Raw genomic sequence first — 22,921 nt, 5'->3', positions numbered from 1 at the left:
CGACGATGGCGTTCGTGGACTCCCGTTTTGGTCAGCGACATTGGTAATCACTGACCAAACCAAGAGCCCACCCATCGTTCTACACCTCGGCACCGCCCACGATCATGAGTTCTCGGAAACGTTTTCAGTCCTGATTGAGCCTCGATCGCACCTCGGACATCTTGTTGTTCAACTCGTTTTCGTCGAGAATGCCGCGGTCGATGAGAGTATGTGCGGTACTGATCACGGAGCGTGAGTGAACCGGAAACTTGCTGTAGATGGTTTCGCCCAAAGCATCTTCGGTCTGCCGCCGCTCCAGGTTGTCCCAGGTGCCGCGCCACGAGAGGCATTCGCATGTGGCCTGCATCGCTGATTCCCATGGTTCAGGCTTGCGGTCGGTGTCAGGCAGTCCGTCTTCGCGTCCGGTGGCGTCTGTGAGGGTGGCGAAGACTACGTCGTATCCCTGCGCACTTGTCATTTCGGACTCCCGGCGGAGGGTGCTTCCGAAGCCGTCCACTCTGCGGAGGGTAATGCGACCCCGATCATGGTGTCCCGAGTGACTATCTTCTCGAGCTGATTCTCGGTCCAGCCGTCGGTGCCCGATGGGCGCATGGGCATTACCATGAATCTCGATTTTTGATTCGAATCATGCACGCGTACTTCGACATCAGACGGAAAATGCAATCCGAATTCTGCAAGGACCTCGCGTGGCCGACGAACCAGGCGACGACGATAGTTCGGAGTTCGATACCAATCGGGTGACATGCCGAGTACCGGCCGGGGGTAGCAGGAACACAACGTGCATACGATGACGTTGTGTACCTTCGGCGTATTTTCCAGCACGTAGAAATACGTGTAGTCGCTGGGTGTTCCGGTACCTGTCGGATCTGTCCAGTCGATCCCCACCTCTTTACTGGCCTCGGTACCGTTCTCGAGTAGTCGCTTCTTGAACTCGGGGTCAGTCCATGCCTTCGCTACCATCCGCGAACCGCCCGACGGGCCAATCGATTCCGCCCATTCCGAGAATCGGCGGTGATCCTCGGTGGAAAAGAGGCCCTTCTCGATCGAGAGTTCCCGTACCGCGAGTTCGAGTACTTCGAACTCGCTGACCTTGTCTTCCTCTTGGATGGGGGCGTGTGCGTCCGAATGAGTATGTGAGTTGCTCACGTCATCTTCTCCTAGTCGTCCTTCTGCAGAGCCCGGAGCCAACCCTCCGCGCATTCGGTTTCCAACGTGTCGATGTCGAAGCCGGTGTAGCGCGGCCAAAGGTCGGTCTGCTTGAAGGAGACCACGTAGAACGGCTCCGTTCGGCCGGTCTCGAGCCTGTCGAATGCCTCGTCCTCGGGGACAACCCAATCCGGCCGGGTATCGACAACTATCCCGGGCTGATCTCGCACGAATTCTTGTGTGCGAGTGTGGAATATGCTTGTCATATTCTTGACCACTACCCGATCGCCGATCTTGAACTTGGGCATCATCTACTCGCTTCCTCGAGGCGGGTGCGAACCTCGTCGATCTTCACGGACAATTCGTCGAGTGATACAAGCCCTTTGTCGACAAGGAATTTTGCCGCCACGGTAGCCCAGCGCGCGTAATAGGGAAGCCCGAAATACTGGGTTTCACCGAGATCAACTTCGGCGCGCCGGCGCATCTCGGCGTTCCACGGACCGCGCCACGAAAGACATTCGCACGTGACGTACGTGTTCATCTCCCAGGCTTCCTCCTCCTTTTCGACGTACTCCACTGGAAGGGCGGGCTGACCACCGACATCGTGCAACACGTGGCGCAGTACGTCGTACTGCGCATTCGTGATCGAAGGCGGAGAATCCTGTACCAGGTGGATAGCGGGAGTTATCTTCGCCAAGCCGTCTGTGAGCGCCTGGAAATCTGTTTGGGTGGTCATTGAGGTCTCGTTCCGTGTTGATTCCCGTCATTTCTCAGTTCTCTAGACCGAAATGTCATGTTGGCACGTTGCCTCCCAAAGGGATTGGTTCCACCGCAATGGGCGTTGATTTGTGTGCCGAGCGTTCGGCGAGTTGGGTCAGTGCTGCAAATGTCAGCCCGAGGGTCAACCACAGCGTTACCTGGGTGGCGAGCGACGAAACCCTGAACTGCCACAGGAGTGTGGCGGGAAAGTCTTGGCCCACTTCGTTGATCGTGGGTAGGAGAAGATATCCGATCGTGACGACCGCAATGAATGTAACGACCCCACAGGCTACTCGAACGGTCCAAAGTCCGCGTCCCCCACGATATTGCGTTTCGGCTCGCTGCATCGCAGGAATTTTGGTGACGATCTTCGCGGCAAAGACCGAGATCGCCACGGCAAGAAGGCCGAGTATCACTGCAGCCAACCAGAGGAGGGTTCGCTTGTCGAGAGTTTCCGGATCTCCGACAGCCGGCGGATTGGCCGGATATTTGAAGAACGGTACTGCTTCGATTGCGAGCCAGCACAATACAGCAAGGGAGAGAACAAGCGCCGGACCGGACAACTTCGTGAAGCGTCGCGCGTAGGTCGCGCCGAGCGCAAATATGGCGCCGAGCGCCAAGCCCGCCAAGGTTGTGGCCAGGACGAGTCCGGCGCGTTGTCCGCTGCGATCGACCAGCGGCGCCGTGTCAGTTTGGTGGCTGTGTGAGTTGGCAGCGGCTGAGTGATCCTCGTGCGCTAGGGAGGTCTGCTCCGCTTCCTCGATGGAGATCGCAGCTTGGACGTGCGACTCACCGAGGGCAAATGCGACTCCGCCCGCTAGGAGACCGGCGATCAGCCCGGCGATCAACCCACGCACCAGCAGGTCCTTGATCGAGCCGGCTAGTGGCATGGGAGCCCCATCAAGTGCCGTCCGTCGTGCATGAGTTCGTGCATATACAGACCGCTGCGCGAGATGACGCCCGTATCGAAACCCACCAAGTAGAGGGTGAGAAGAGCGAGTAGGACGACACCGACGACGGCAATACCTGCTCCGACCTTGTCGAGTGAACGTTCCGGGCTGAGGATGAGGGTCATGGTTTCTCCTTGGGATAAGTCCAGTCCCGTGAATCCGCGCAACAGATCCATATGTAGTCGGCTGCGTGGGACGCAAGGCCGAGCACAGTAACAGGATTGACGATTCTCACGGCATTCTCTTGTGCAAGCCCCAGGCTGGCTCGACCAGCCGTCTCGCTCGGCTGGGAATTGCTTGCCAAGGCCCGCCCAGACCTGCTCGACTCGCGCCGGCTTACCGGTGACTCCAACCGATCACAAGACACCAATGACGTTACAGCGTCGATTTGACCGAGTCGACACCTAGATTGCACCTTTGACAGAAAATTTCTCAGTCCATGCAGCACTTGACTATTGGCGAAGGTATAGGTATTTGGCTCCGACCGCCAATATTTTCGGGCTGAATACATCAATGATATTTATGCGAAACGCTATTCGCCAGGCTCGCCGATTTCGGCGAGGGGTCACCCTCTATGAAAGGCACTGTCACATTCATGAAAGGCACTGTCACATTGATTTAAAGAAGTAGCGGCGCAATTGGTTTGGAACATGTAGCGATGTAATCCCGTTGGGGTTGTTCACGTTTCAGGAGGTAACACCGCTCGCGGCGACTTCCTGCCAGAGCGCGAATCGATTGGCCATACATCTACTCGGCCGCAATCAGGGGCGAGTTCTCCCCGGAACGCACCCGCTTGGGCCGGCGACGAGGTCCGGCCCTACCTCGCCGCGCACGCCTATCTGGCGCATATGCTCGCTGCCATCCCGCTCAGCGATGACGAGCGCGGCGCCGTCGACGAGGGGCTCACGCGCCACGACCTGATCGGAGCCGCCTGCGAGGGATTTGTCGTCGTGCTGCCAGCTGATGCAGCCGATCCGGCACGGCACAACGCCCGAGACGCCGCCCCACGAGTGTGCATGGCGAGCGGGCCGTAGATAGCTGGGCCAGATTGATACGCGGACAGGTTATGTGCCGGACTCGGCCCATCCTACTCAACGAGCCTGCATCGGCTCCGAGACGTCGACCTCCCTCAGTCGCAAGTGGAGCGGTGCTCGGCGACGACTTTGTGTGCAAGTTCCGCAACTTTGACGTTCATGTTCTGCGACGTCTGGACCAACGCGGCGAAGGCCTCGTCGTCGGACACCTGATGCAACGCCATCAGTAGGCCGATAGCCTGGCCGATCTCACGGCTATTGGTCAGTCCCTTTCGCAACGACTCCGAATTCTCGCCTCGTGAAAGTGCAGTTACTGCCACCGACGCGAAGGACGCCAAGACGATTGCGGGGTCGGCCATCTCCTCTGAGAAGGCGCCGGGCATATCGGAGAAGAGGTTGAGTGCACCGAGTTTGCGACGATCGACCAACAGACGAAAACCCATAGCGCTGCGAATCGGAGTCTCCGATACAGCTTTCCGCGCGAATTCGGTCCATAGGGTAGGAGACCGGAGGTCGGGCTCTAGTTGTGGTGTTTCTGTTTCGAGAGCGTCGATGCACGGACCCTCGCCGGTGGCGCGTTCGAGATCGTCCGCAAACGCGGCAAAATCGTCGCTCGCGGCGACAGTGACGGTGCTGTTTCCTTGACGCAGCATCAAGCTGGCGTGATCGCAACCGGGAACCAGCTCGACAGCAGCAGAACAGATCGCGGCGTACACCTCGGCACTGTCCGCCGCGGAGTAGAGAATCTCCGCCAATGCAGCGAAGATCGCTGTGGGTTCCGCCAGTTCATGGGGCTTAGCCATAGCTACCCACCTCGGGACTTACCGACAAGTCGAAACCTGCATCCACAGGTTTCGGATGCTGTCGAATTCTACTTCTACGCTCGTCGCGGCGCAGTCGATCACTACTTCTCGACTACTCACCGTGCGGACAATCGAACGAGCGCGAGCCAGCACACACGACCAAAGGATCGCGCGGGTGCGGAGGGGTAATGGGCCCGGTAGGGGGTGATGCGTGGTAGAACCGACCGACAGCGACGCTATCTGGACCATTGCCCAGCTGGCACGGATCACAACTTTGATGTACAAAGTTGGAGCAGCACATTGTTGTCGTATCGCAGTTCGCTGTTACTGCTGAAGTCACCTAGAACGTGCCTTAAGCCACAGGGCCGTCGGGGACCGGATCGTATCGCAGGTCCGGAGCACTGATGGAAAGGCCCTGATCTTGCTCATGTCGATGTCACCGAACAATTCGACGTTTCGATCGAAAACTCCCCTGCCCTCATGTGGAATTGGGTGCCTCGCGCTGTCCGCCGGCCACGGCGCCGACGCGCGAGATCGTCGGACTGTGTTCGACAACGCGTTCTCCCAAGACGATTAGAGCCCTGCTGTGTAAACGGCCCGCCGTTCGGCAACCACACCAAAAGCCATGATAAGGCGACACCGCCACTGAAGTCGTCTCTGCCACAACGTCCGCCGCTGCGGGACAACTCCGCCCGACGAATCACCGAAAACTTCTGCAACTCGGCTCCCTCTGCCCGTGCGGATTTCTCGACCTCCGCCGCCATAGCCGACCACTGTCGGAACACGCGCCTAATCCAGGACTCGCAGACTACCTCGACGACGAACCCCGCGACCTCGAACAAGCCATCCGCCTGTAGAACCCGGCCGGCAGTTCCCCGGGCGAGATTCTCTCGCCACCGCGTCATCGCCCCGGACTCCTCCCGAATATCAGCGCCACCAAGAGACATTCGGGGAGAACGACCCCACCAGGATCAACGCGCACAATGACAAGGACACCACATGAATCATCCCGAACCCGACCGGGACAGGGGCTCAACCCCAGCACAGACTCGGTTCCGATCGACCTCGTGCATCGCCCTCGGCTCCGCAGTGCCGGCCTCGGCGCCGACCCTGGCACTGACCGGTTCGATCGCACTATGCGCACTCGTCGCGACCCTTGTCGTCGCGTGCATCGCTCTAGCCGCCGTCCTCATCTAGCCCTGGAAAGGAAATTCCCTTCAACGCAACCGAATTAGACATTCCCACAACGAAAGTCCCCTATGAACACATCGAAACCGTCGGCAAACCCTCAACAACTTCGCACCCCACGCCACGATCAGCACCGAGGAGATCAAAACCCGCATCGAGGCAATGTTTGCAGACCTCCCTGCACTCGACCGCCGCGATGACATCCGATCACGAAAGAATCACATCGCGGCGACCGCGACCACTTCCGAAATACTCGAATGAGGGCTCTGAAATGGCTCGATACCCTCACCGGGCCCGTGATCGAGAGGTGTTCAACCCGGTCGGAGTCGAGGACACTCCACCATTCGATGCACGACAGGAGCGAAAGCCTCGTTGATGTGCAATCACGTCGACATCGTCTATGCGCATACTCGCATTCTTGAATGGGGGTACCCGATTCAAGCTACCTGGACCAGACTCATGACGAGCGTGAATACTCGCGGCGTCAATACCCGCCCCTGCTAGTGCGTCGATCTGATGAGCGGGGTTCTGCTCCGCGCTCCCGAAACCTGAGCGTATCCGAACAACATCTGTCGAAAGTACTCCCCTTCAGGGGTTTTCGACAGATGGCGGTGCATTCACAACGCCACCGTTCGAGACCCCACACACCGAGCTCGAAGACATCGCAGCACAATTTTTCGGGGACCTCTCGCCCACCAACACCGAGCTGTACCGGAGTGCCAATCTCGCCGAGGGTGCAGCGCCTCGTTCATACTCTCCCCCCACGCGCATGCGCCGAAAGCTCCGCCCGAGCCGACCGCAGCGTGGCACCCCGGCCACGCGAACCGGGCTCCGGCACCTCGGAGTCCTCATCCGAGCTCGATACCGCGGCGCCGTGGCCCCGTTGAGCGTTGTCGGATTCCTCTCGATCCGCCCGCATGCGGAGCAAAGATTCTGATTTCGGGGTATTTCTCATCGGAAGATTGTCCCAGAACGGCCGCCGCGGCCTGCAACCTGCGAGCAGCACCGCAGACGACCAGCCGTTTCCCCGGTCACCGATACCCCCGCCGCTCACTGGAAAATATCTATAGCCGTTGGGGTAGATATTCTCGGATCGGTGTTGTATCTTTTCTCTCGTAAGCGAAGAACGAAGCAGCAAGTGCGGGAGAGATGAACTGCCCGCAAGCAGTACCGCAGGGCAGGGTCGCGCCGAGACCCAAAAGTTGATGTTTATGTGTGGTCTCGGCAGCCCCTTTCAGAGCGGCTCCCGGACGTCACCACGAGTCCGGAAGCTCGAAAGAGTGCAGTTGTGTAATGGAAGTTCAACCCAGACCCCCGGCGGCCTCTACGGCGCCGGGGGTCCCGTCCGTTTGACCGATAGAAGACACCCCGTTCGGGCAAGAAACACCCGACAGCAACGATCAACGCGCCGTCCGGAAAATTCGACGACGAAGGAAGACTGCCCCGTCTACGGCATGGCCAAGGCGCCGAAATCCTCGGCGTGCGGCAAGGATCCTCGGTGTCGGACAAGCGGGCCTACGCAGCGTCGATGCCGCGAAACTCCTTACCCTGCAGCGACATGAGGGCGGATACCGGCGCCCCCTTCACTGAGCGCCCCGGGCCGAAACACCGACGTGAAGACAGCCAAAATCGGACAATTTACCCTACTTACAGCGTGTTTCGCCCTCCCCAGTGAGTGCGGCGCCCTCGGCGTGGGAGGATAAAGCTATCGAGATCGGGACTTCGATATGAAACCCGGATCGATTGTGTAAGGAGTTTGTACGGCGCAGGGCATCGTGAAGTGGTTCAACGGCGAAAAGGGCTTTGGTTTCATCGCTCCCGACGACGGAACACCGGATGTGTTCGTTCACTTCTCTGAGATCTCCGGCAACGGCTACAAGTCGCTCGAGGAGAACCAGCGTGTGGAGTTCGAAGTTGGCCAGGGCCAGAAGGGCCCGCAGGCCACCAATGTGCGCACTGTCTAGTTAAAGCCCTCGAGAAGAGGGTCGCGCCCGCACGGGTGCGGCCCTTTTCTTCCGTCTCCACCTCCCCCTGCGGCGCTTTCCAGGCTTACCGGCGCCCTATGAGGGCTGTGATAGATGTGTATCGCAGCTCGTTCGGGTTCATCCGCCGATGAACCGTGTACCTACACCTCCGGTAAAACCGTGACATCGTCCGGTTCCAGATCCCGGTCGGCGTGACCGCCGAAACCATGGCTGTTGTCGACAACCTTGTGGCACCGGCACATTCACATGGCTTCTCGACCCGAACGCAAAGCTGCCCCGTGTACGTCACCACTGCTTGCCGCCGCCGATCAGACCATCATGTGATTCCATGAGACTTCGTGGCCGGCAACAACATTGCCCGGACATAGCCCTGGCACGCAGACCGGTCCCCGGCGCGACGGGGGGTCGCTACGCCGGGGACCATGGGGTTGAACTCACTTACACAATCTGCACTCTCGCGAGCTACCGCACTCGTGGGGACGTCCGGCAGCCGCCTATTAGGGTCTTCCGAGCCGAATACCTATCGAACAACACACTTTCGGTCTCGGTACGGCCCCGCCTTGCGGTACTGCGCGCGGGCAGTTCATCTCTCCCGCACTTCTTGATTCGTTTCTCGTTACGAGAAAAAAGATACAACACCCTTGTAAGAATGTCTACCCTCATCACTGTAGATATTTTCCAGTCGGCGCAGAGGTATATCTGACCAGGAGAAACCGCTCGAAGACACGGAGGGAAAGCCGTCTCACGACCGGCGAGGACTCTCACACCGCGAAGCAAACCCCAAAGTTCGATCGCCGCTGCACTCGTATCACTCGCAACTCCCCTGACACGAGCACATCCCCTACACATGGTTGTATAGATCGTTCACCGCCCGCCCCGACCGGGACCCGATCGCCTGCGGTTCCCCGGTGAGGGCGCGGCGACGGACCTCGAGCCTCGGCCGCGTCATGTCGCAGCGGCCGTCACACAGATGAGGACAGTCATGCCCCTGAGAGGGAAATACTCGGAAAAGTACAACGACGCGTTGATCGCGCTGGCTGCGGCGTCCCAGCGGCCGGCGAACGTCGTCAATCTCGCCGGGGAATACGCCATTCGCGTCGAACTGGAATACAGCCGCTACGTCGTCGCCACCAATACACCCGGCGGACTCGCGGACGAACCCGATGCCAGCGGCACGTGGCTGGTTCGCATCTTCCATGCCGGCAACGACGACGCACCGCACGAACTCCTCACCGAAGCCACCGATCAATGGCTCATCGACGCCTACGATTCCGCCCTCCGGCATCTGAAAGCCGACGGAAACACGATCGAGGCGGACGCAGACTTCGGCGACATCAGCCGGTCCGAGGGGTAAACCTCAACAGCTACCACCCGAAGGTGGCTTCGTACCTACTGTCGAGAGGGCACACACAGCTGCTCACGGCGGGCAGCAGTGTTCAAAGTTGTGCTCACGGCGGTCAGCGGTGTTCACCGTTGACCGCCGGCGGATTCGCTCAGTTGGGCAACCCGAGCCGCCAGAATCGAGTTTTCGGCTTCGAGTGAGAGAATCAACCGAACTCCCACCAGGTTGACGCCGTCGTCGATCAGTGCGTTGATCCGGCGCAGAGTGTCCAGATCCGCGTCGCTGTACCGGCGGGTGCCCCCACTCGTCCGCGTCGGGGTCAACAACCCCCGCCGCTCGTACAGTCGAAGCGTCTGCGGCCCCACCCCGGAGAGCTCCGCCATCACCGAAATCCCGTACACCCCGCGCCGTGAACGCGCCCCTAGCTCCTCGGTCATGGTCACCCTTTCGAGGGTCGTCATCTTTTCACGCGCCTTCAATACTCATATCAAGTGAAATATCTTGTCCCGACGATACAGATTTCCTACATCCACGCGGTCAGGATAATGTCCCGCCGCCAAGACAGGCGCTGATCACCGGGCCGGGTCAGGACCACAGCCTTACGGAAACTGCTACCGGCCCTGCGGCGCGGACTCCCGCCCACGGTTTCCCTCCCGATGCCGCCTCACGGACGAAATCGACACGTTTCTCCCGGTCAGCTATACGTCTGCGCTCACTGGAAAAAATCTACAGCCATGGGGGTAGACATTCTCAAAAGGGTGTTGTATCTTTTCTCTCGCAGCAAAGAACGAAGCAAGATGTGCGCGAATCAAGAAGTGCGGGAAAGATGAACTACCCGCACGCAGTACCGCAGGACGGGGCCGTACCGAGACCGAAAAGCGATTGTTCGATATGCAATCGGCTCGGAAGATCCTATGTGGCGGCTTTGGGATGTCACGACGAGTCCGCAAGCTCGCAAGAGTGCAGTTGTGCAAGTGAGTTCCACCATCCGGCCCCCGGCGCAACCCACCCCCCGTTGCGCCGGGGGCCCCGCTCTTTTCCGTTTTTTGCCGTTCTTCACGCCCCGGGGGCCAGTCCAGTAAATGAAAGAGGACACCCCATTCAGGCAGAAACACCCGACAGTGCGATCAACGCACTGTCCGGCAAATTCGACGACGAAGACTACCCCGCCTACAGCATGGGCCAGGCCGCCGACATCCTCGGCGTCCGGCAAGCCTTCCTGCGCAGCCTCGACGCCGCGAAACTCCTCACCCCACAACGCTCCGGCGGCGGGCACCGCCGCTACTCCCGCTACCAACTGCGCATCGCTGCCCGCACCCACGAACTCGTCGCCGCTGGCACCCCCCTCGACGCTGCATGCCGCATCATCATCCTCGAAGACCAACTCACCGAAGCCCGACGCATCAACACCGAACTCCAGCAACGCCATCCGCAGTCGGAGAACAAGCCCGACGCCGCACCCGAATAACCCGATTCACAGCGCCGTCTTTCCTCCGGAATTCCTCCACAAAAATTCTGGCACTCGGACTTGCCGAGTGCCAGAATTTTTGTTTAACATGTCCTCGCACAGTAAGTTCGGTCACCCGCCACGGTGGCGGGGACCATTCTTTTCACGACATGGGAGGTGTGTTGCTGTGCTTCGTTTCGATCCTTTCACCGACATCGACTCGATCACCAAATCTCTGCTCACCGCTGGTTCCGGCAGCAGTCGCAGTCCACGATTCATGCCGATGGACCTCTACAAAGTCGACGACCACTACGTCCTGCACGCCGACCTTCCCGGCGTGGATCCCGGATCGGTCGACGTGCACCTCGACGGATCCACGTTGACGTTGACCGCACACCGCAGCGCCCCGCCGGAGGACGGTGTGAGCTGGCTGACCGGTGAACGATTCGCCGGCACCTACCGGCGCCAACTCTCCATCAGCGACGACATCGACAGCGAACGCATCGCCGCCTCCTACGACAACGGAGTGCTGACGGTGAGCCTGCCGATCGCCGAAAAAGCGAAACCACGCCGCATCGACATCTCCTCCGGGCCACCCTCACGCGCCGGCACCGATCAGACGGCACAGCCGGTACCGATCGAAGCCTGATCGCCTTCCCCTCGCACACCTGCGGTGGGGTGATGCCCGAGAACCAGCGCAACAGGGCTCAGGCATCACCCCACCTTTCTGCTGCACTTTCCGCTGCGCCTGCCGGAGAAGCAAACCGTAAGCCCCACAACGGATATCACCACACACCCCTGCACGAAAACCCCGCCTCACAACCATGACCACATCGACCATTCCCCCACATGAGAACCCGCACAACCTGCACGAGACCGAAGTACCCACCGAAGCGCCCACCCCACCTGTCCGGTGGAATCGACACACACCGATCACCCGCAGTGAATACAGCGACATGTCAATAATGTTCGGCGCCCTCTCGATCCTGACGTTCTGGATGTTCGGACTCGGTATCCTCCTCGGAGCCGCCGCCCTCGGCGCAGGCCTGTCGGCCCGCCGCCCCGACACCGCTGGACACAATTGCGGCGACGGACACGGCTCCATCGGAATCCTCACCGGCACAGCAGGTATCGCCTTCGGGATCGTGTTCCTCACGGCAGCAGTGCCACACCTGTAAGAACCGCACCCCCGAATCGGCAACCACAACCACCCACCGAATCCGAATTACCCAGGAGGTCAACGATGCCTTCGACGATCACCGATACGGCACCATCCGCCCCCGCCGACGAGCCGATCATCTGGAAAGAAGATCCGGACCGGCAATCCTGGTGGAACCGCATCCTCTTCCCCACCCCACCACAAAACCCCCGAACAGATGAATTCCAGCCCTGACGCAGAGCCGGGCAACTTTCACAAACGGTCCCACCGAAGCTGATCGGTGAGGTCCTCCTACGCCCATCCGGACATAGGAGGACCTCACCCGATCGCCCCCTGGGCCGAGGGCCTGGACTGAGTGTTTGTGACAGACACATCAAAGTCCCCGGAAACTCCGGTGCGATTCAAGAGGGGGTTTCGTACCGGGAGGAGGAAAACTGTGAGCATCTCCGGCCAGGCAATTGAGGGCGTCAGGCTCTTGTCGTAATGCTTGCCCTGGAAACAGTCCCACTCACCTTCGAAGCACGGCCCGTCTTGAACCCTGCGACGTCGACACCTCGATCGTCTGATCCTCCGAAACGTTGGACGCGGGCGTACCGGGGTGACAGGCCCGAAGCCCACTCCTCAATGAAGATCTCCCACTCGTCCGGATCGTAGGTCTGGAGCGAGTATCCCGCAGGCCGCGATCCGCATGAGCAACACCCACCCCGCCGGAGTGAGCGCATCGGCGAGAATCCGATCCGAATCCCCCACCACAGCAGCATATTCCAGATCGTGCCAGAGGCGGATACCCATCGCCTCCCACCCCGAGTCGCCGCGCCGGCCCCCGCCGACTACTTCACGCTCGTCCTCGGCGATGCGGGCGATCTCGACATCATCGACCCATACCATTTTCTCTGCACCCTCACGAAACATGCTGTACTGGACTGCTGTTCACGCATCGATCTGCTTGCTCCCCTGCTTATGGCCCACCTCCTTGCTGCTCCCGTTGCTGTTCCCGGCGCTGCTGATCTCGATCTTGCGGGGCTTGGCCCGCTCCGCAAGCGGGATCGTCAACCTCAACACCCCAGCGGGCAACGTCGACTCGAGGACACCGCGACCCGAATCCAGAACGCGCTTGGCGCTCCTCAGCTGCGACAGCCACCCTTGGTGGAGCAGGCGATGGGTAGCCAGGCGAGTGCCTTGTTGGCAACCTTGAACACCGAATGCGTCAACGCCGACAACCTCAATGAGTCTGCGGCCGAGGCATTTCGGAATCATCCTGACTACGCGGTCATCACCAGCTTTCCCGGCCTCGGTGAGGCTACCGGCGCCAGAGTCTTGGCAGAGATCGGCGACGACCGCGACCGGTTTGCCGACGCTCGCGGACTTAAATCCCCGGCTTCTGGGTCAGCTCTATCACTGCCTTCAAACCGGTCAAACCTTCGACGCATCGAAGGCCTTTCCCGGCTCCATTCATGATGCGGAACCGGCAGCTGCTTGACGACTTGCGTTGATCGGAGGTCTATCAGCGGTTTATCGACGCCACCACACCCGGCGACACCACCCCCCGGATCATTGATGACAGGGGCAAGAAGTCATACCAGGTCTGGCGACCGCAGCCCTCATTTCAAGGACCTCCTAGAAGATAACGGGGAGGAGATGATTGCGGCTGAGCGTCCGCGGGGTGTGTTCAGTCGTCAACTGTTTCTGGGGGAGAACCTCGACACCGAGAATATCGACGCCGGCTACGACGCTGGGGGGCACTGTCACGTTAATCGAAAATCCCAGCAGTGAAACCTGTTTGGGACAGGATGTTGCGGTACATCGCCGGGCTGTTCACTTTCAGACGACGACGTTGGTCGCGGTAACTTCCTGCCAGACAGCGAAGCGGTCGGCCATCTCGGTACGCCATTCGGGCGCCGAGAGTCTGTGCCGGTTGGGTCGGAAATGCGGTGAAATACCCGAAAAGGCTGACAGGAATCGTTGCGCGTGCCCGGGCGATGTGAAGCGTTTCATCGCCCGCTCCCGCTGTCTGGTGGGTTGATGGGAATTCTCGGCCCGGTTGTTGAGATACTTCGACTGCCGATGCTTCACCGATGGCAACATCTCTCGATGGGCCACCTCGTAGCTACGGAGCTTGTCGGTCACGATCACCCGCGGCACATACCCCAAACCTTTGAGTAACCGCCGGAAGAATCGCTTGACTGCCAACGCGTTTCGGCGGGACTGGACCAGCACATCGAGCACGTTGCCGCGCTGGTCGACCGCCCGCCATAAGTAATGCAGTGTGCCGTTGATTTTAATGAAGACCTCGTCGAGGTACCACTTGTCACCGGGCCGGGCACGCCGTCGGCGCAGCTGGTTTGCGTATGCCTGCCCGAACTTGGCGCACCACCGCCGGATCGTCTCATAGCTGACCACGACACCGCGTTCGAGCATGAGTTCCTCGACTTCGCGGAAGCTGAGCGGGAACCGGAAGTACAACCACACGCAGTGATTGATGATCTCGACCGGGTAGCGGTGGCCTTTGTAGGACAGCATCGGGGTGGGCACGCCACATTCTCCCAGCTTGCCGCGTTCAACAACGTGACAGTGCCTTCGACCTTGTACTCGGTCGTGAACGACCTGCGCTTGCGGGACATGAGGACATCCTCCCAGCGGAACCTTTAGTCCCGCTATCTCCGTGTCCACCATCCGGGGTGAACCTCACATATCCCACGACTTTGTGAACATCACGTCGTGATGCTACTGGTCGCCGGCCTCGGGTTGCCGTCGCCGAAGGTTGGCCGCGTCCTCGGGCTCGCACCGGGTGTACCAGGCGCGGATCGTTTCGTGCGACATCGCTATTCCGCGCTCGGTCATCAGTAACTCGATCTCGCGGAACGGGAGGGTGAACCGGTGGCACAGTCACACGCGGTTCGCGCGATGATCTCCCGCGGAACCCGGTAGTCCTCGTGCACCGACGACGTCACCGGATCGTTGCAGACCGAGGATTTCAACTACTTGACAGTGCAGTCACGGTGCAGTGCGACTCCAGCGATGTCAGCGGACCGCACTATTGCATGACGAAGTCCGTCAGGATATAGTTTCCCCAGTCAACGAGTGGGACGCGAAGCACGTAGGGGTGTCGGCCAGATGGCGACGATCCGGAAGTAATGCCACTCAACTGAGCGGCGCCACCACATGCCGCTGGCCGCCGATATGCCTCACCCCGACAGGCAGCGATTGATGAAACGAGAAAATGTTGAAAAAGTTCTTGATTGGTAAGTTTCGCCAGGGGGTTGCCTTTCTGGTTCGCTACGAGAAGGCTGGAAGGATCGTCCGAAAGGTTTACGAGAAAACAAATTATTACGTCTACAAATTAAGCGGCGGACGTATTTTTAACTCCATGGGAGACGGCCAGATTATACTGGTTAAGACCATTGGTCGAAAAACTGGCAAGGAGCGAGAGTTTCCATTGCTAAGTACCAATTTCAATGGAAACTGGGTAATCGTCGGCTCTAATGCCGGACGGCCTGACAATCCTGCCTGGGTCGCCAATTTGCGTGCGACTCCAGATATTTCAATCACCGTCGGAACCACAGTATTGCCCGTGTACGCTCGCGAGCTCACGGACAAAGTCGAATACGATCAGGCGTTCGGAGCAATAGTGCTGGCCAATGACGTCTTTCTCCAACATGCTAGCCATACCACTCGGACAATGCCTGTTTTTCTCCTCGAACCAAGGCCGTTGTCTCAGTGAAATTTGACTTCCCCGGGATTGGCTACTCGTAGCTGGTCAGGTGCTTTGAGGGATCCAAGGATTTCCGGTCGCAAGACGCGTCAACGCATCAAGCCCATCGATGCCGTGCTTCGCAGTAGTCGCAAGATATGGAAGGTAACGCCGCGAAATGCTCGGCCCCGACAAGAGTGCGCTTACCACCGGACACCTTCTGCCGAAGTTTCGCCATACGAGTTTCCCGTTCGGCAGCATTGTTGACGAACGGCGCATTCGGATCGACCGCGAACCGCAGATTATCCTGGATCCGCACCCCGATCCATCGGGCCAACGCCCGATGTTTCTTCCCGACCTTCCCGGGCAGAGACTGAGGCGCCCGGATGTGGGCGGCGTCGACGATCCAATGCCGATCCGGCCAAGAAGGCCGGATCGGCAGGTTTGAACCGCGCCGGGTTTGATGCCGCATCCGTTTTTGTGAAGGATGCAGATAAGTCCGTCGAAGACCTTCTGCCGCCCGATCTGGCCCTTGTCTGCGGCGTCGTCTCGCTGACGGGTGAGGGTGGGGAGAAACTCGATGGTGGTGACGAAGAACGTGCATGACTCGCAGATCGACTCGAAGTGGCAGTCGAGTTCGACTGGGCGTGCGCAGTAGCCGTTACCGAGCATCCGCCGGTGGGCTTCGGCGCGGAGTTTGCGCATCGCGGCGGGCTCGTCCTCGGCAGGCAGGACGGCGGGTTCGTGTTTACTGTAGAGGGCTTCGACTTTCTCTGTGACGGAGAAGTATTGGTCGGCAACAGTCCGGTCCGCGATTCGGGCATAGACCATCGTCATCTCCATTGTCTTGTGCCCGAGCAATGCGGCGATCGCCTCGAGGCTCATACCCCGGTTGATGGCCTGCGTCGCGAGTGTGTGCCGCAGCTGATGAGGGTGGACGTGGCCGATTCCCGCTGCGGCAGCAGCGGATTGGACTGCCTTGTCGATTCGGGTGCCCGGGATCGGACGACCGCGGTCGGTGAAGAGCAGCGGACTGTCCTGCCAGTCCGGTCGGTGCTCGAGCCAGGTGTCGATCATTGTTTTGAGTTGGGGATGCAAGGGGACGTACCGGTCGTTGTGGAGCTTGCCGGCGGGGATGCGGAGCCAGTAGGCGGAACCGATCTGGACGACCGAATCGATTGTCAGGTCGAGGAGTTCGCCTTTGCGCATGCCGGTACGTGAGAGCATTTCGATGGCGAGGCGACCGAACTCGTCGGGCAGGTTGCGGGCTGCGGTCAAGAACTTGGCGGCGGCGCCGTCGTCGAGGAATCGCGGTAGCGGCTTGTCCTTGATCGGCCGGTCCGAGGAGTAGACCGGCGCCCGGGCCGGGACATCGGGATAGTCCCATTCGATGATGCGTTGATAGAACGCGCTCAGGTGGCCCATGCGCATGCCGAGGGTGGTCTTGGACAGGCTTGTGTTCTTGCGATAGCCCGGCCGTGCCGCCAACCAGGTCTTGTAGGCCTCGATGTGGGTGCGGTCGATGTTGGCGACGCAGACAACATTGCTGGTAGTGGCCAGATGGCCGGCGAACTGGCGCAGTGTGGTCTCGATGCATTGCACCGACGAGGCACGCAGGCTGATGCCGATCTGGTCGAGGTAACGGCGCATCGTAGCGACCATGACGGGCGCGCACTCCTCGGCGCGGTCCCAACCGATCTCGGGCACCGATCGTGCTGCCCAGCGTTTGCGCGGATGTGGCCGGGGTCCTTGGCCGCGATGGAACATGAGCGCATCGAGCCCAAAGAGTGGCGCGTTCAACGATTTCGGTGCACGCCCGACCTTGGCGACTACCGCGGAATGAAACTGGGCCCGGGCCGCGACATACTCCGCCGAGGTGAGCGCCTCGGTCGTGGCGCCGGCGATGACACAGATCTGCGCGAGTTTGGACCACATCTTCCCTGCCTCGCGCTCGCAGAATCCCAAACTTGTTGCCTGCGTGCGGAATGTGGAAGCAGCTACGGGTTCACGTTCGGCCAGATGGGCGCCCCATTTCGATGATCATTGCACAACATAGATCGCATCGACGGCCACCGACTCGAAGACGGCCGCGAAGGCAACGAACGCGCGCACGATGTCGGGAGCTGCCATGCGCGCCGACACCGGTAGCGCGTTCCATGCGCCGAGATCACCGAACCTGTCCTCGAACCGCAGGACAGCCCGGAGTCGGGTTCGGTGGGCATGTGCATTGGTGACCGCGTGAACGTATGTGCGGGCCGCGGTTGACTCAGGTTTTCTCAAAGAGTCTGTCGGAACGCTCATTTCGCATCTCAAGGGATGTCACCGGCGATGCCGTCGAGAATGTCCATCGCCTTGGAATACTCGCCGATCAGCCAGTCGTTGGCCAGATGCAGATAGATGCGTGTGGACTCGATGGATGCGTGCCCGGCTTGAGCTTGAATCGCCTCCAACGCCATCCCCGATTCGCGGAGTCGGGTGAAGCAGGTGTGTCGAAGTTCGTGACATGTCGCATGAGGTAACCCGCCTCGAACTCGGGCGCCGGAGAGAATTTCATCGAGACCGGCCGCGGAAAGCGGGTTGCCGCGTCTGGGACGTTTGAGGACCACGAAGACATGATCGGTGGCACTGTCGATCGGGCGTTCGGCGTCGAGATAGCGGCCGAGGCTTTCGAAGAAGGTCGGTGCGACCGGGACGATGCGTTGGTGGCCGCCTTTGCCGGCGGCGACGAACACTCGTCGCTCACCGGGTCGGACATCGGGCATCCGTAAGCCCAGCACCTCGCATCGGCGTAGTCCGCCGAACAGCATCAACAGGACCATCGCCCGGTCTCGTTCGCAGCGTAGCGCGGCCAATAGTGCGTTGACCTCGTCGGGGCTCAGTACCCGTGGGAGGCGCCGCGGCGCTCTGATCAGTGGGGTCCCGCGAACGTGAGAGCGTCCCGACCGGGTCGAGAGGCCTCGCGGCACGGGATTCTTCTCGACCAGCCCACGCTCATGGAGGTAGGAGAACAGGCCGGAGATCGACGCCAGTCGACGTTTGATGGTCGAGGCGGCCAGTCCCGATTCGCCGTCGCTGAGGCGGACCACATTCTCTTTGCGTGGAAGTCGTTGCGCTTGAATGAAAGCCAGTACATCGCTGGTGCTCACCTGCGTCGGTTCCTTGCCGATGATGGTGAAGAAGACTTTCAGGTCGAACGTCTGTGCCAGGAGGGTGTTGGTTCGTGCTCTCGCAGCGACGAAGCGTAGGTATTCATCGAGAAGTGGTTCGCCGAGTCGTGGAATTTCGCCAGGCGGGCGGACCAGCGCTGGGACGAAAGCATTCATTGTGGGGCCTCCTCGATCGAGCCGACAACCGACATGATCAGCCTGACACTGGATGCGTCAGATCACCCACATATCATGATTTTCTTCGCGAGGGAACTCCACCCTCGCCGCCGCTGATAGTCCAGTTCATCGACGACATGCGTGCACAAAATTTCAGGGTCGAGTCGATCTAATGAGATCGGTAGCCGTGCCGGCACCGGACTTCTCGAGTCGATCCGAGTACGAACTCTTCCTTGGCAGACCGTAGCCGGCGTCGGCGCGGGTACCCCCATCCTGGCCCTGTCGAAAGCGGGGTCAAGTGTCGAGCCGCGGATAGGTGATCACTTCGTCGAGCGGGACGTTCAGTCCTGACGGCAGTGCGTGACACCGATCTGCTGGTGGGAGATCGTGTGACAGCCGATGCGATGGCGGCCCCTGAGGCCTGTTCATTAGAGCGCTGGTCGACCTTCCCGGTTCGGCAACGTTGTGCGGCTTGCCGGCCGCACTCCCGGACGAGGACAGGACTGACGAGATGGCTGAGCTGTGGTGTGGAATCGATTGGGCGGAAAAGCATCACGATGTCGCGGTGATCGACGACAGTGGAAGCCTGCTGATCAAGGAACGCATCAGCGATGACGTCGCAGGCTTCGACCGATTAGTAGAACTGATCCTCGAACTACGAAAGGACGGACTCGACGGACTGCCCGTCGCTATCGAAACGGCGCAAGGGCTACTCGTCTCGGCGATTCGCGCCGCCGGCGCCGATGTGTTCGCAATCAACCCGTTGTCCGTCTCGAGATATCGGGACCGCTACTCGCCGAGTCGAACTAAAAGCGACGCCGCAGACGCAATGGTGCTGGCCAATATCCTTCGCACCGATCGTGACAATCATCGGCGGCTTCCGGACGACAGTGAACAAGCCCAATCCGTCAAGGTGTTGGCCAGGGCCCATCAGGACGCGATCTGGGATAGACAACAGATCACCAGCAAAGCACGTTCCCTTCTCCGTCAATACTTTCCGGCATTTCTCGAGACATTTGACGACCTGACCACGATGGGTGCACGCGAGGCACTCCGACTGGCACCCACCCCGGCCGCCGCAGTAAACCTGCGCCCCTCCACTATGGCCGCGGCCTTACGGAAAGGTGGGCGGAAACGCGGCGTCGAGGTCGAGGCCCGCAGAATCGTTGCAGGGCTCCGCCTCCCTCACCTGCGCCAACCACTGCAGGTGGAAATCGCGATGGGGCGACAAGCGCATGCGTACGCACGCGCACTCACGGCTACTGCCGAGAACGTCAAGTCATTGGAGGCGGCCCTTACCTCAGCATTCGAGGAACACCCCGACGCTCCCATACTCACGAGCTTCCCAGGACTCGGCGTCGTTCTGGGCGCCAGGATCCTAGGCGAAATCGGTGACGATCGAACACGTTTCGCAACAGCCCGCGGATTGAAAGCCTACGCCGGCACGGCACCGGTGACCCGCGCGAGCGGAACCAAATCGACCACCAGACTCAGGATCGTACGAAACAAACGACTCAACCACGCTGCATACCTGTGGGCGTTACCGCTGATTCTGCACTCTCCGGATGCACGGGCTCACTACGATCGCCGACGCGCCATCGGTGACACCTACACTGCCGCTGCACGGAATCTGTCGAATCGCTACATCGGCATGCTCCACCACTGTCTGTGCAGTCGAGAACTTTACGATGCGGCAGTCGCATTCGCGCACTGTGTGGAACCGGCGGACGCCATGGTTTCTTGACACTTTGAACATATGCGATGTCTGCCGAGTGCTCACCGCACAAGGAATACAGGTCGCCCCACGCACGTACCGCAACTGGAAAACCTCACCACCGTCCGCAAGGACGATCACCGACGCCCACCTCACCAAGGAACTGCGAGCAACAATCGGCCTGCCGAAGGGCTCTACGGCCGACGAAAGATGACCGCTCACCTGCGCCGCAAAGGCCACCACGTCGCGGCCTGCACCATCGACCGCTTGATGCGCGACGAAGGACTGAATGGGGTGGTCAGGGGCAGACAGCACCGAACCACAATTCCGGGCGGCAAGGACAGTCGGCGGGCACCCGACCTACTCGATCGCGATTTCACCGCCGACGCACCGAACCGCACATGGGTTACCGATTTCACCTACTGCCGAACGTGGGCGGGGTTCGTCTACGTCGCATTCGTGATCGACTGCTTCTCCCGGGCAATCGTCGGCTGGCATGCCTCGACAGTGAAGGTACACGGCCATGGTCACCACGGCATTGAAGATGGCATTGTGGCGACGCGATCACGGTGGACATCGAGTTGGTGACGGACTGATCCATCACAGCGGCGCCGGCAGTCAATACACATCAATTTCCTTCGCAGAAACCCTTGCGCTGGAAGGGATTGCAGCTTCAATTGGAAGCGTCGGCGACGCCTACGACAACGCCCTCGCGGAATCGACAATCGGACTGTTCAAGACAGAAGCGGTCTCCAAGAGCAGTCCGTTCCTGCAAGGGGCGATCAAGACGATCGACGACATCGAATTCGCGACGATGGAATGGGTGGATTGGTTCAATACCCGCCGCCTGCACAGCACCTTGGACTACGTCACTCCCGACGAGTTCGAGGCCATCTATTACTCTCAACTATCGATTCTCCAGGGTCAAGTCCAAATGTGTGGTGTGTGAGGACGGGCACTGCGTGATCTCCTCGTTCAGGCTGTCAGTGCAGCAGAGGTAGTCGAGTTCATCTCCTCATCAATTGTGTTGTCGTCACCGGTTTCCGAGGTAACGAGACTTACTCGGGAGCGAGCCAAGACGTCCAGTCCGAGGTATCGACGGCCTTCGGTCCACTCGTCGTGTTGCTCGGCGAGCACCGCTCCGACGAGCCGGATCAGGGAGGTGCGGTCAGGGAAAATACCGACGACATCGGTCCGCCGACGGATCTCCTTGTTGAGTCGTTCAATAGGATTGTTAGACCAGATCTGACGCCAGATCTCCTTCGGAAACCCGGTGAACGCGAGCAACTCGGCGCGGGCGTCATCGAGATGCGCCGCCACCTTCGGAAGCTTGCCAGACAAGGCATCGAGCATCCGATCATACTGTTCCTCAACACCTTTCCGGTCTGGTTGATCGTAAATCGAATGCAGCATCGTCTTCACCCACGGCCATTGCGTTTTCGGGGTGATCGACATGAGATTGACCGCGTAGTGCGTTCGACAGCGTTGCCATGATGCACCGGGCAAGGTGGCGCCGATCGACGCCACGAGACCGGCGTGGGCGTCGGAGGTCACCAACTTGACCCCGGTCAATCCGCGGGCGACCAAGCCGCGAAAGAACGTCAACCAGTCGGCCTTGTCCTCCCCGGACGAGACGTCGACACCCAAAATTTCTCGGTGCCCGTCGCGGTTGATTCCGACCGCCAACAGGGCGTGCACGTTCATCACGCGCCCGTTCTCCCGAACTTTGAGCACCAGTGCATCGGCGGCGACAAAGGTATATGGGCCTTGATCGAGTGGCCGGGTGCGAAACGATTCGACTTGTTCGTCGAGGTCACGGGCCATGATTGACACCTGCGACTTCGACAAGCTGTTGATGCCCAACGATTCGACGAGTTTCTCCATCCGCCGCGTCGAAACCCCAAGCAGATAGCAGGTTGCCACGACAGAGGTCAGGGCACGCTCGGCGCGCTTGCGGCGCTCGAGCAGCCAATCAGGAAAATAGGATCCTTGCCGCAACTTCGGGATTGGGATGTCGAGTGTGCCTGCACGAGTGTCGAAGTCGCGGTGCCGGTAACCGTTGCGCGAGTTGACGCGGTCGTCGCTGCGTTCTCCGTATCCGGCACCGCACAGGCTGTCCGCTTCGGCGCCCATCAGCGCGGTGATGAACGTTCCGAGCATCGATCGGAGCAGGTCGGGGCTCGCTGCGGCGAGTTGGTCGGACAGAAACTTTTCGGGGTCGATAAAGTTGTGATCGGTCATCGCGTGTTCTCTCTTTAGGTCGAGTTGGTAGCTCTCTTGAAGAATCACGCGGTGGCCGTCCTCATCGGGGTAGCGACACGCCCACAGTTTCAGGACGAGTGGTCGTACACCACTCTGCTGGACTAATGGGAGGTATCAA

General features: G+C 60.1%; 26 protein-coding genes and 3 pseudogenes. 15 read left to right on the top strand and 14 right to left on the bottom strand.

Annotation, left to right across the window (positions count from 1 at the left end; translation table 11 throughout):
- Positions 1 to 124: 124 nt before the first annotated feature.
- The 6 genes from FEZ60_RS30615 to FEZ60_RS30590 are packed head-to-tail and all read right to left on the bottom strand — an operon-like array spanning position 125 to position 2,980.
- On the bottom strand, positions 125 to 457 hold the full coding sequence (locus tag FEZ60_RS30615; protein WP_172937801.1) for an SH3-like domain-containing protein: 333 nt from the start codon (positions 455 to 457) through the stop codon (positions 125 to 127).
- Positions 454 to 1,146 carry a thiocyanate hydrolase subunit gamma gene (gene scnC / locus FEZ60_RS30610; RefSeq protein ID WP_346343427.1) on the bottom strand — a complete coding sequence of 231 codons (693 nt, stop codon included), beginning with the start codon at positions 1,144 to 1,146 and terminating at the stop codon, positions 454 to 456. The genes FEZ60_RS30615 and scnC overlap by 4 nt, the downstream gene beginning before the upstream one ends.
- 11 nt (positions 1,147 to 1,157) lie before the next feature.
- Positions 1,158 to 1,454, bottom strand: coding sequence for an SH3-like domain-containing protein (locus FEZ60_RS33020; protein WP_172937812.1), 297 nt, complete (start codon positions 1,452 to 1,454; stop codon positions 1,158 to 1,160).
- Positions 1,454 to 1,882: an SH3-like domain-containing protein gene (locus tag FEZ60_RS33015; protein WP_172937799.1), complete on the bottom strand. Its 429-nt coding sequence runs from the start codon at positions 1,880 to 1,882 to the stop codon at positions 1,454 to 1,456. Before FEZ60_RS33015 ends, FEZ60_RS33020 begins: the two co-directional genes overlap by 1 nt.
- 55 nt (positions 1,883 to 1,937) lie before the next feature.
- Positions 1,938 to 2,795 carry a CbtA family protein gene (locus FEZ60_RS30595; protein WP_172937798.1) on the bottom strand — a complete coding sequence of 286 codons (858 nt, stop codon included), beginning with the start codon at positions 2,793 to 2,795 and terminating at the stop codon, positions 1,938 to 1,940.
- A complete protein-coding gene (locus FEZ60_RS30590) occupies positions 2,786 to 2,980 on the bottom strand; it encodes a CbtB-domain containing protein (RefSeq protein WP_172937797.1) in 195 nt (64 codons plus the stop codon). The genes FEZ60_RS30595 and FEZ60_RS30590 overlap by 10 nt, the downstream gene beginning before the upstream one ends.
- A 723-nt stretch (positions 2,981 to 3,703) precedes the next feature.
- Between FEZ60_RS30590 and FEZ60_RS30585 the strand changes: the two genes are divergently transcribed.
- Positions 3,704 to 3,889, top strand: a complete 186-nt coding sequence (locus FEZ60_RS30585) for a hypothetical protein (RefSeq protein WP_172937796.1) — start codon at positions 3,704 to 3,706, stop codon at positions 3,887 to 3,889.
- Positions 3,890 to 3,984: 95 nt separating this feature from the next.
- Here FEZ60_RS30585 and FEZ60_RS30580 read toward each other — a convergent pair whose 3' ends face one another.
- Positions 3,985 to 4,692: a GAF and ANTAR domain-containing protein gene (locus FEZ60_RS30580; RefSeq protein ID WP_172937795.1), complete on the bottom strand. Its 708-nt coding sequence runs from the start codon at positions 4,690 to 4,692 to the stop codon at positions 3,985 to 3,987.
- Positions 4,693 to 5,691: 999 nt separating this feature from the next.
- Between FEZ60_RS30580 and FEZ60_RS30575 the strand changes: the two genes are divergently transcribed.
- The 4 genes and pseudogenes from FEZ60_RS30575 to FEZ60_RS30565 all read left to right on the top strand — a co-directional run bounded on the left by FEZ60_RS30575 (position 5,692) and on the right by FEZ60_RS30565 (position 9,219).
- Positions 5,692 to 5,889 (top strand): hypothetical protein, encoded by a 198-nt coding sequence (locus tag FEZ60_RS30575; RefSeq protein ID WP_172937794.1) that lies wholly within the window; start codon positions 5,692 to 5,694, stop codon positions 5,887 to 5,889.
- Positions 5,890 to 7,371: 1,482 nt separating this feature from the next.
- Positions 7,372 to 7,458, top strand: a pseudogene (locus FEZ60_RS33220) (MerR family DNA-binding transcriptional regulator); the annotation flags it as partial.
- A 194-nt stretch (positions 7,459 to 7,652) separates the two neighbouring features.
- Positions 7,653 to 7,844, top strand: a complete 192-nt coding sequence (locus tag FEZ60_RS30570; RefSeq protein WP_172937811.1) for a cold shock domain-containing protein — start codon at positions 7,653 to 7,655, stop codon at positions 7,842 to 7,844.
- Positions 7,845 to 8,847: 1,003 nt separating this feature from the next.
- The gene (locus tag FEZ60_RS30565) at positions 8,848 to 9,219 is read left to right on the top strand and encodes a hypothetical protein (RefSeq protein WP_172937793.1); all 372 of its coding nucleotides are present in this window, start codon (positions 8,848 to 8,850) and stop codon (positions 9,217 to 9,219) included.
- Between the two features lie 113 nt (positions 9,220 to 9,332).
- Here FEZ60_RS30565 and FEZ60_RS30560 read toward each other — a convergent pair whose 3' ends face one another.
- Positions 9,333 to 9,668, bottom strand: coding sequence for a MerR family transcriptional regulator (locus FEZ60_RS30560; RefSeq protein WP_242484929.1), 336 nt, complete (start codon positions 9,666 to 9,668; stop codon positions 9,333 to 9,335).
- 716 nt (positions 9,669 to 10,384) lie between these two features.
- On the opposite strand from FEZ60_RS30560, the gene FEZ60_RS30555 reads away from it, so the two are divergent.
- The 4 genes from FEZ60_RS30555 to FEZ60_RS30540 all read left to right on the top strand — a co-directional run bounded on the left by FEZ60_RS30555 (position 10,385) and on the right by FEZ60_RS30540 (position 12,047).
- On the top strand, positions 10,385 to 10,675 hold the full coding sequence (locus tag FEZ60_RS30555) for a MerR family transcriptional regulator (protein WP_172937792.1): 291 nt from the start codon (positions 10,385 to 10,387) through the stop codon (positions 10,673 to 10,675).
- 166 nt (positions 10,676 to 10,841) lie between these two features.
- Positions 10,842 to 11,303, top strand: a complete 462-nt coding sequence (locus tag FEZ60_RS30550; protein WP_172937791.1) for an Hsp20 family protein — start codon at positions 10,842 to 10,844, stop codon at positions 11,301 to 11,303.
- A 175-nt stretch (positions 11,304 to 11,478) separates the two neighbouring features.
- Positions 11,479 to 11,832, top strand: a complete 354-nt coding sequence (locus FEZ60_RS30545) for a hypothetical protein (protein WP_172937790.1) — start codon at positions 11,479 to 11,481, stop codon at positions 11,830 to 11,832.
- A 65-nt stretch (positions 11,833 to 11,897) separates the two neighbouring features.
- On the top strand, positions 11,898 to 12,047 hold the full coding sequence (locus FEZ60_RS30540; RefSeq protein ID WP_172937789.1) for a hypothetical protein: 150 nt from the start codon (positions 11,898 to 11,900) through the stop codon (positions 12,045 to 12,047).
- Positions 12,048 to 12,491: 444 nt separating this feature from the next.
- Here the strand turns inward: FEZ60_RS30540 and FEZ60_RS30535 are convergent.
- Positions 12,492 to 12,725 (bottom strand): annotated as a pseudogene (locus FEZ60_RS30535) (hypothetical protein); the annotation flags it as partial.
- A 48-nt stretch (positions 12,726 to 12,773) separates the two neighbouring features.
- Here FEZ60_RS30535 and FEZ60_RS30530 point away from each other — a divergent pair.
- Together FEZ60_RS30530 and FEZ60_RS30525 are read left to right on the top strand one after the other, a co-directional pair.
- Positions 12,774 to 13,271, top strand: coding sequence for a hypothetical protein (locus FEZ60_RS30530; RefSeq protein ID WP_172937787.1), 498 nt, complete (start codon positions 12,774 to 12,776; stop codon positions 13,269 to 13,271).
- A gap of 174 nt (positions 13,272 to 13,445) precedes the next feature.
- Positions 13,446 to 13,550: pseudogene (locus FEZ60_RS30525) on the top strand (Hsp20 family protein); the annotation flags it as partial.
- A gap of 84 nt (positions 13,551 to 13,634) precedes the next feature.
- Here FEZ60_RS30525 and FEZ60_RS30520 read toward each other — a convergent pair.
- Positions 13,635 to 14,333, bottom strand: coding sequence for an IS6 family transposase (locus FEZ60_RS30520; protein ID WP_172937809.1), 699 nt, complete (start codon positions 14,331 to 14,333; stop codon positions 13,635 to 13,637).
- 700 nt (positions 14,334 to 15,033) lie between these two features.
- On the opposite strand from FEZ60_RS30520, the gene FEZ60_RS30515 reads away from it, so the two are divergent.
- Positions 15,034 to 15,534, top strand: a complete 501-nt coding sequence (locus FEZ60_RS30515) for a nitroreductase/quinone reductase family protein (protein WP_172937786.1) — start codon at positions 15,034 to 15,036, stop codon at positions 15,532 to 15,534.
- 36 nt (positions 15,535 to 15,570) lie between these two features.
- Here the strand turns inward: FEZ60_RS30515 and FEZ60_RS30505 are convergent, their stop codons facing one another.
- The 3 genes from FEZ60_RS30505 to FEZ60_RS30500 form a co-directional block, all read right to left on the bottom strand.
- Positions 15,571 to 17,439 (bottom strand): tyrosine-type recombinase/integrase, encoded by a 1,869-nt coding sequence (locus FEZ60_RS30505; protein ID WP_242484928.1) that lies wholly within the window; start codon positions 17,437 to 17,439, stop codon positions 15,571 to 15,573.
- Between the two features lie 105 nt (positions 17,440 to 17,544).
- Complete coding sequence (locus FEZ60_RS32725; RefSeq protein WP_242484927.1) at positions 17,545 to 17,805, bottom strand: hypothetical protein; 261 nt, start codon at positions 17,803 to 17,805, stop codon at positions 17,545 to 17,547.
- A gap of 8 nt (positions 17,806 to 17,813) precedes the next feature.
- Positions 17,814 to 18,827 carry a tyrosine-type recombinase/integrase gene (locus FEZ60_RS30500; protein ID WP_172937785.1) on the bottom strand — a complete coding sequence of 338 codons (1,014 nt, stop codon included), beginning with the start codon at positions 18,825 to 18,827 and terminating at the stop codon, positions 17,814 to 17,816.
- A gap of 511 nt (positions 18,828 to 19,338) precedes the next feature.
- On the opposite strand from FEZ60_RS30500, the gene FEZ60_RS30495 reads away from it, so the two are divergent.
- From FEZ60_RS30495 to FEZ60_RS30480, 3 genes are read left to right on the top strand one after another with little or no spacing between them, the layout of a single operon-like run.
- Entirely contained in the window at positions 19,339 to 20,571 is a 1,233-nt protein-coding gene (locus FEZ60_RS30495; protein ID WP_172937784.1) for an IS110 family transposase, read from the top strand.
- 12 nt (positions 20,572 to 20,583) lie between these two features.
- A complete protein-coding gene (locus FEZ60_RS30485) occupies positions 20,584 to 21,129 on the top strand; it encodes a DDE-type integrase/transposase/recombinase (RefSeq protein ID WP_275942479.1) in 546 nt (181 codons plus the stop codon).
- Complete coding sequence (locus FEZ60_RS30480; protein ID WP_172937783.1) at positions 21,065 to 21,490, top strand: integrase core domain-containing protein; 426 nt, start codon at positions 21,065 to 21,067, stop codon at positions 21,488 to 21,490. The genes FEZ60_RS30485 and FEZ60_RS30480 overlap by 65 nt, the downstream gene beginning before the upstream one ends.
- Before the next feature lie 26 nt (positions 21,491 to 21,516).
- Here the strand turns inward: FEZ60_RS30480 and FEZ60_RS30475 are convergent, their stop codons facing one another.
- Positions 21,517 to 22,782 carry an IS256 family transposase gene (locus FEZ60_RS30475; RefSeq protein ID WP_172937782.1) on the bottom strand — a complete coding sequence of 422 codons (1,266 nt, stop codon included), beginning with the start codon at positions 22,780 to 22,782 and terminating at the stop codon, positions 21,517 to 21,519.
- Positions 22,783 to 22,921 lie beyond the last annotated feature (139 nt).

The sequence above is a fragment of the Rhodococcus sp. MS16 genome, from assembly GCF_013277795.1.
In the GTDB taxonomy this organism is placed as follows: domain Bacteria; phylum Actinomycetota; class Actinomycetes; order Mycobacteriales; family Mycobacteriaceae; genus Rhodococcus_F; species Rhodococcus_F globerula.
Note: the sequence above shows the minus strand (reverse complement) of the source record. Positions and strands in the feature narration are given on the sequence as shown.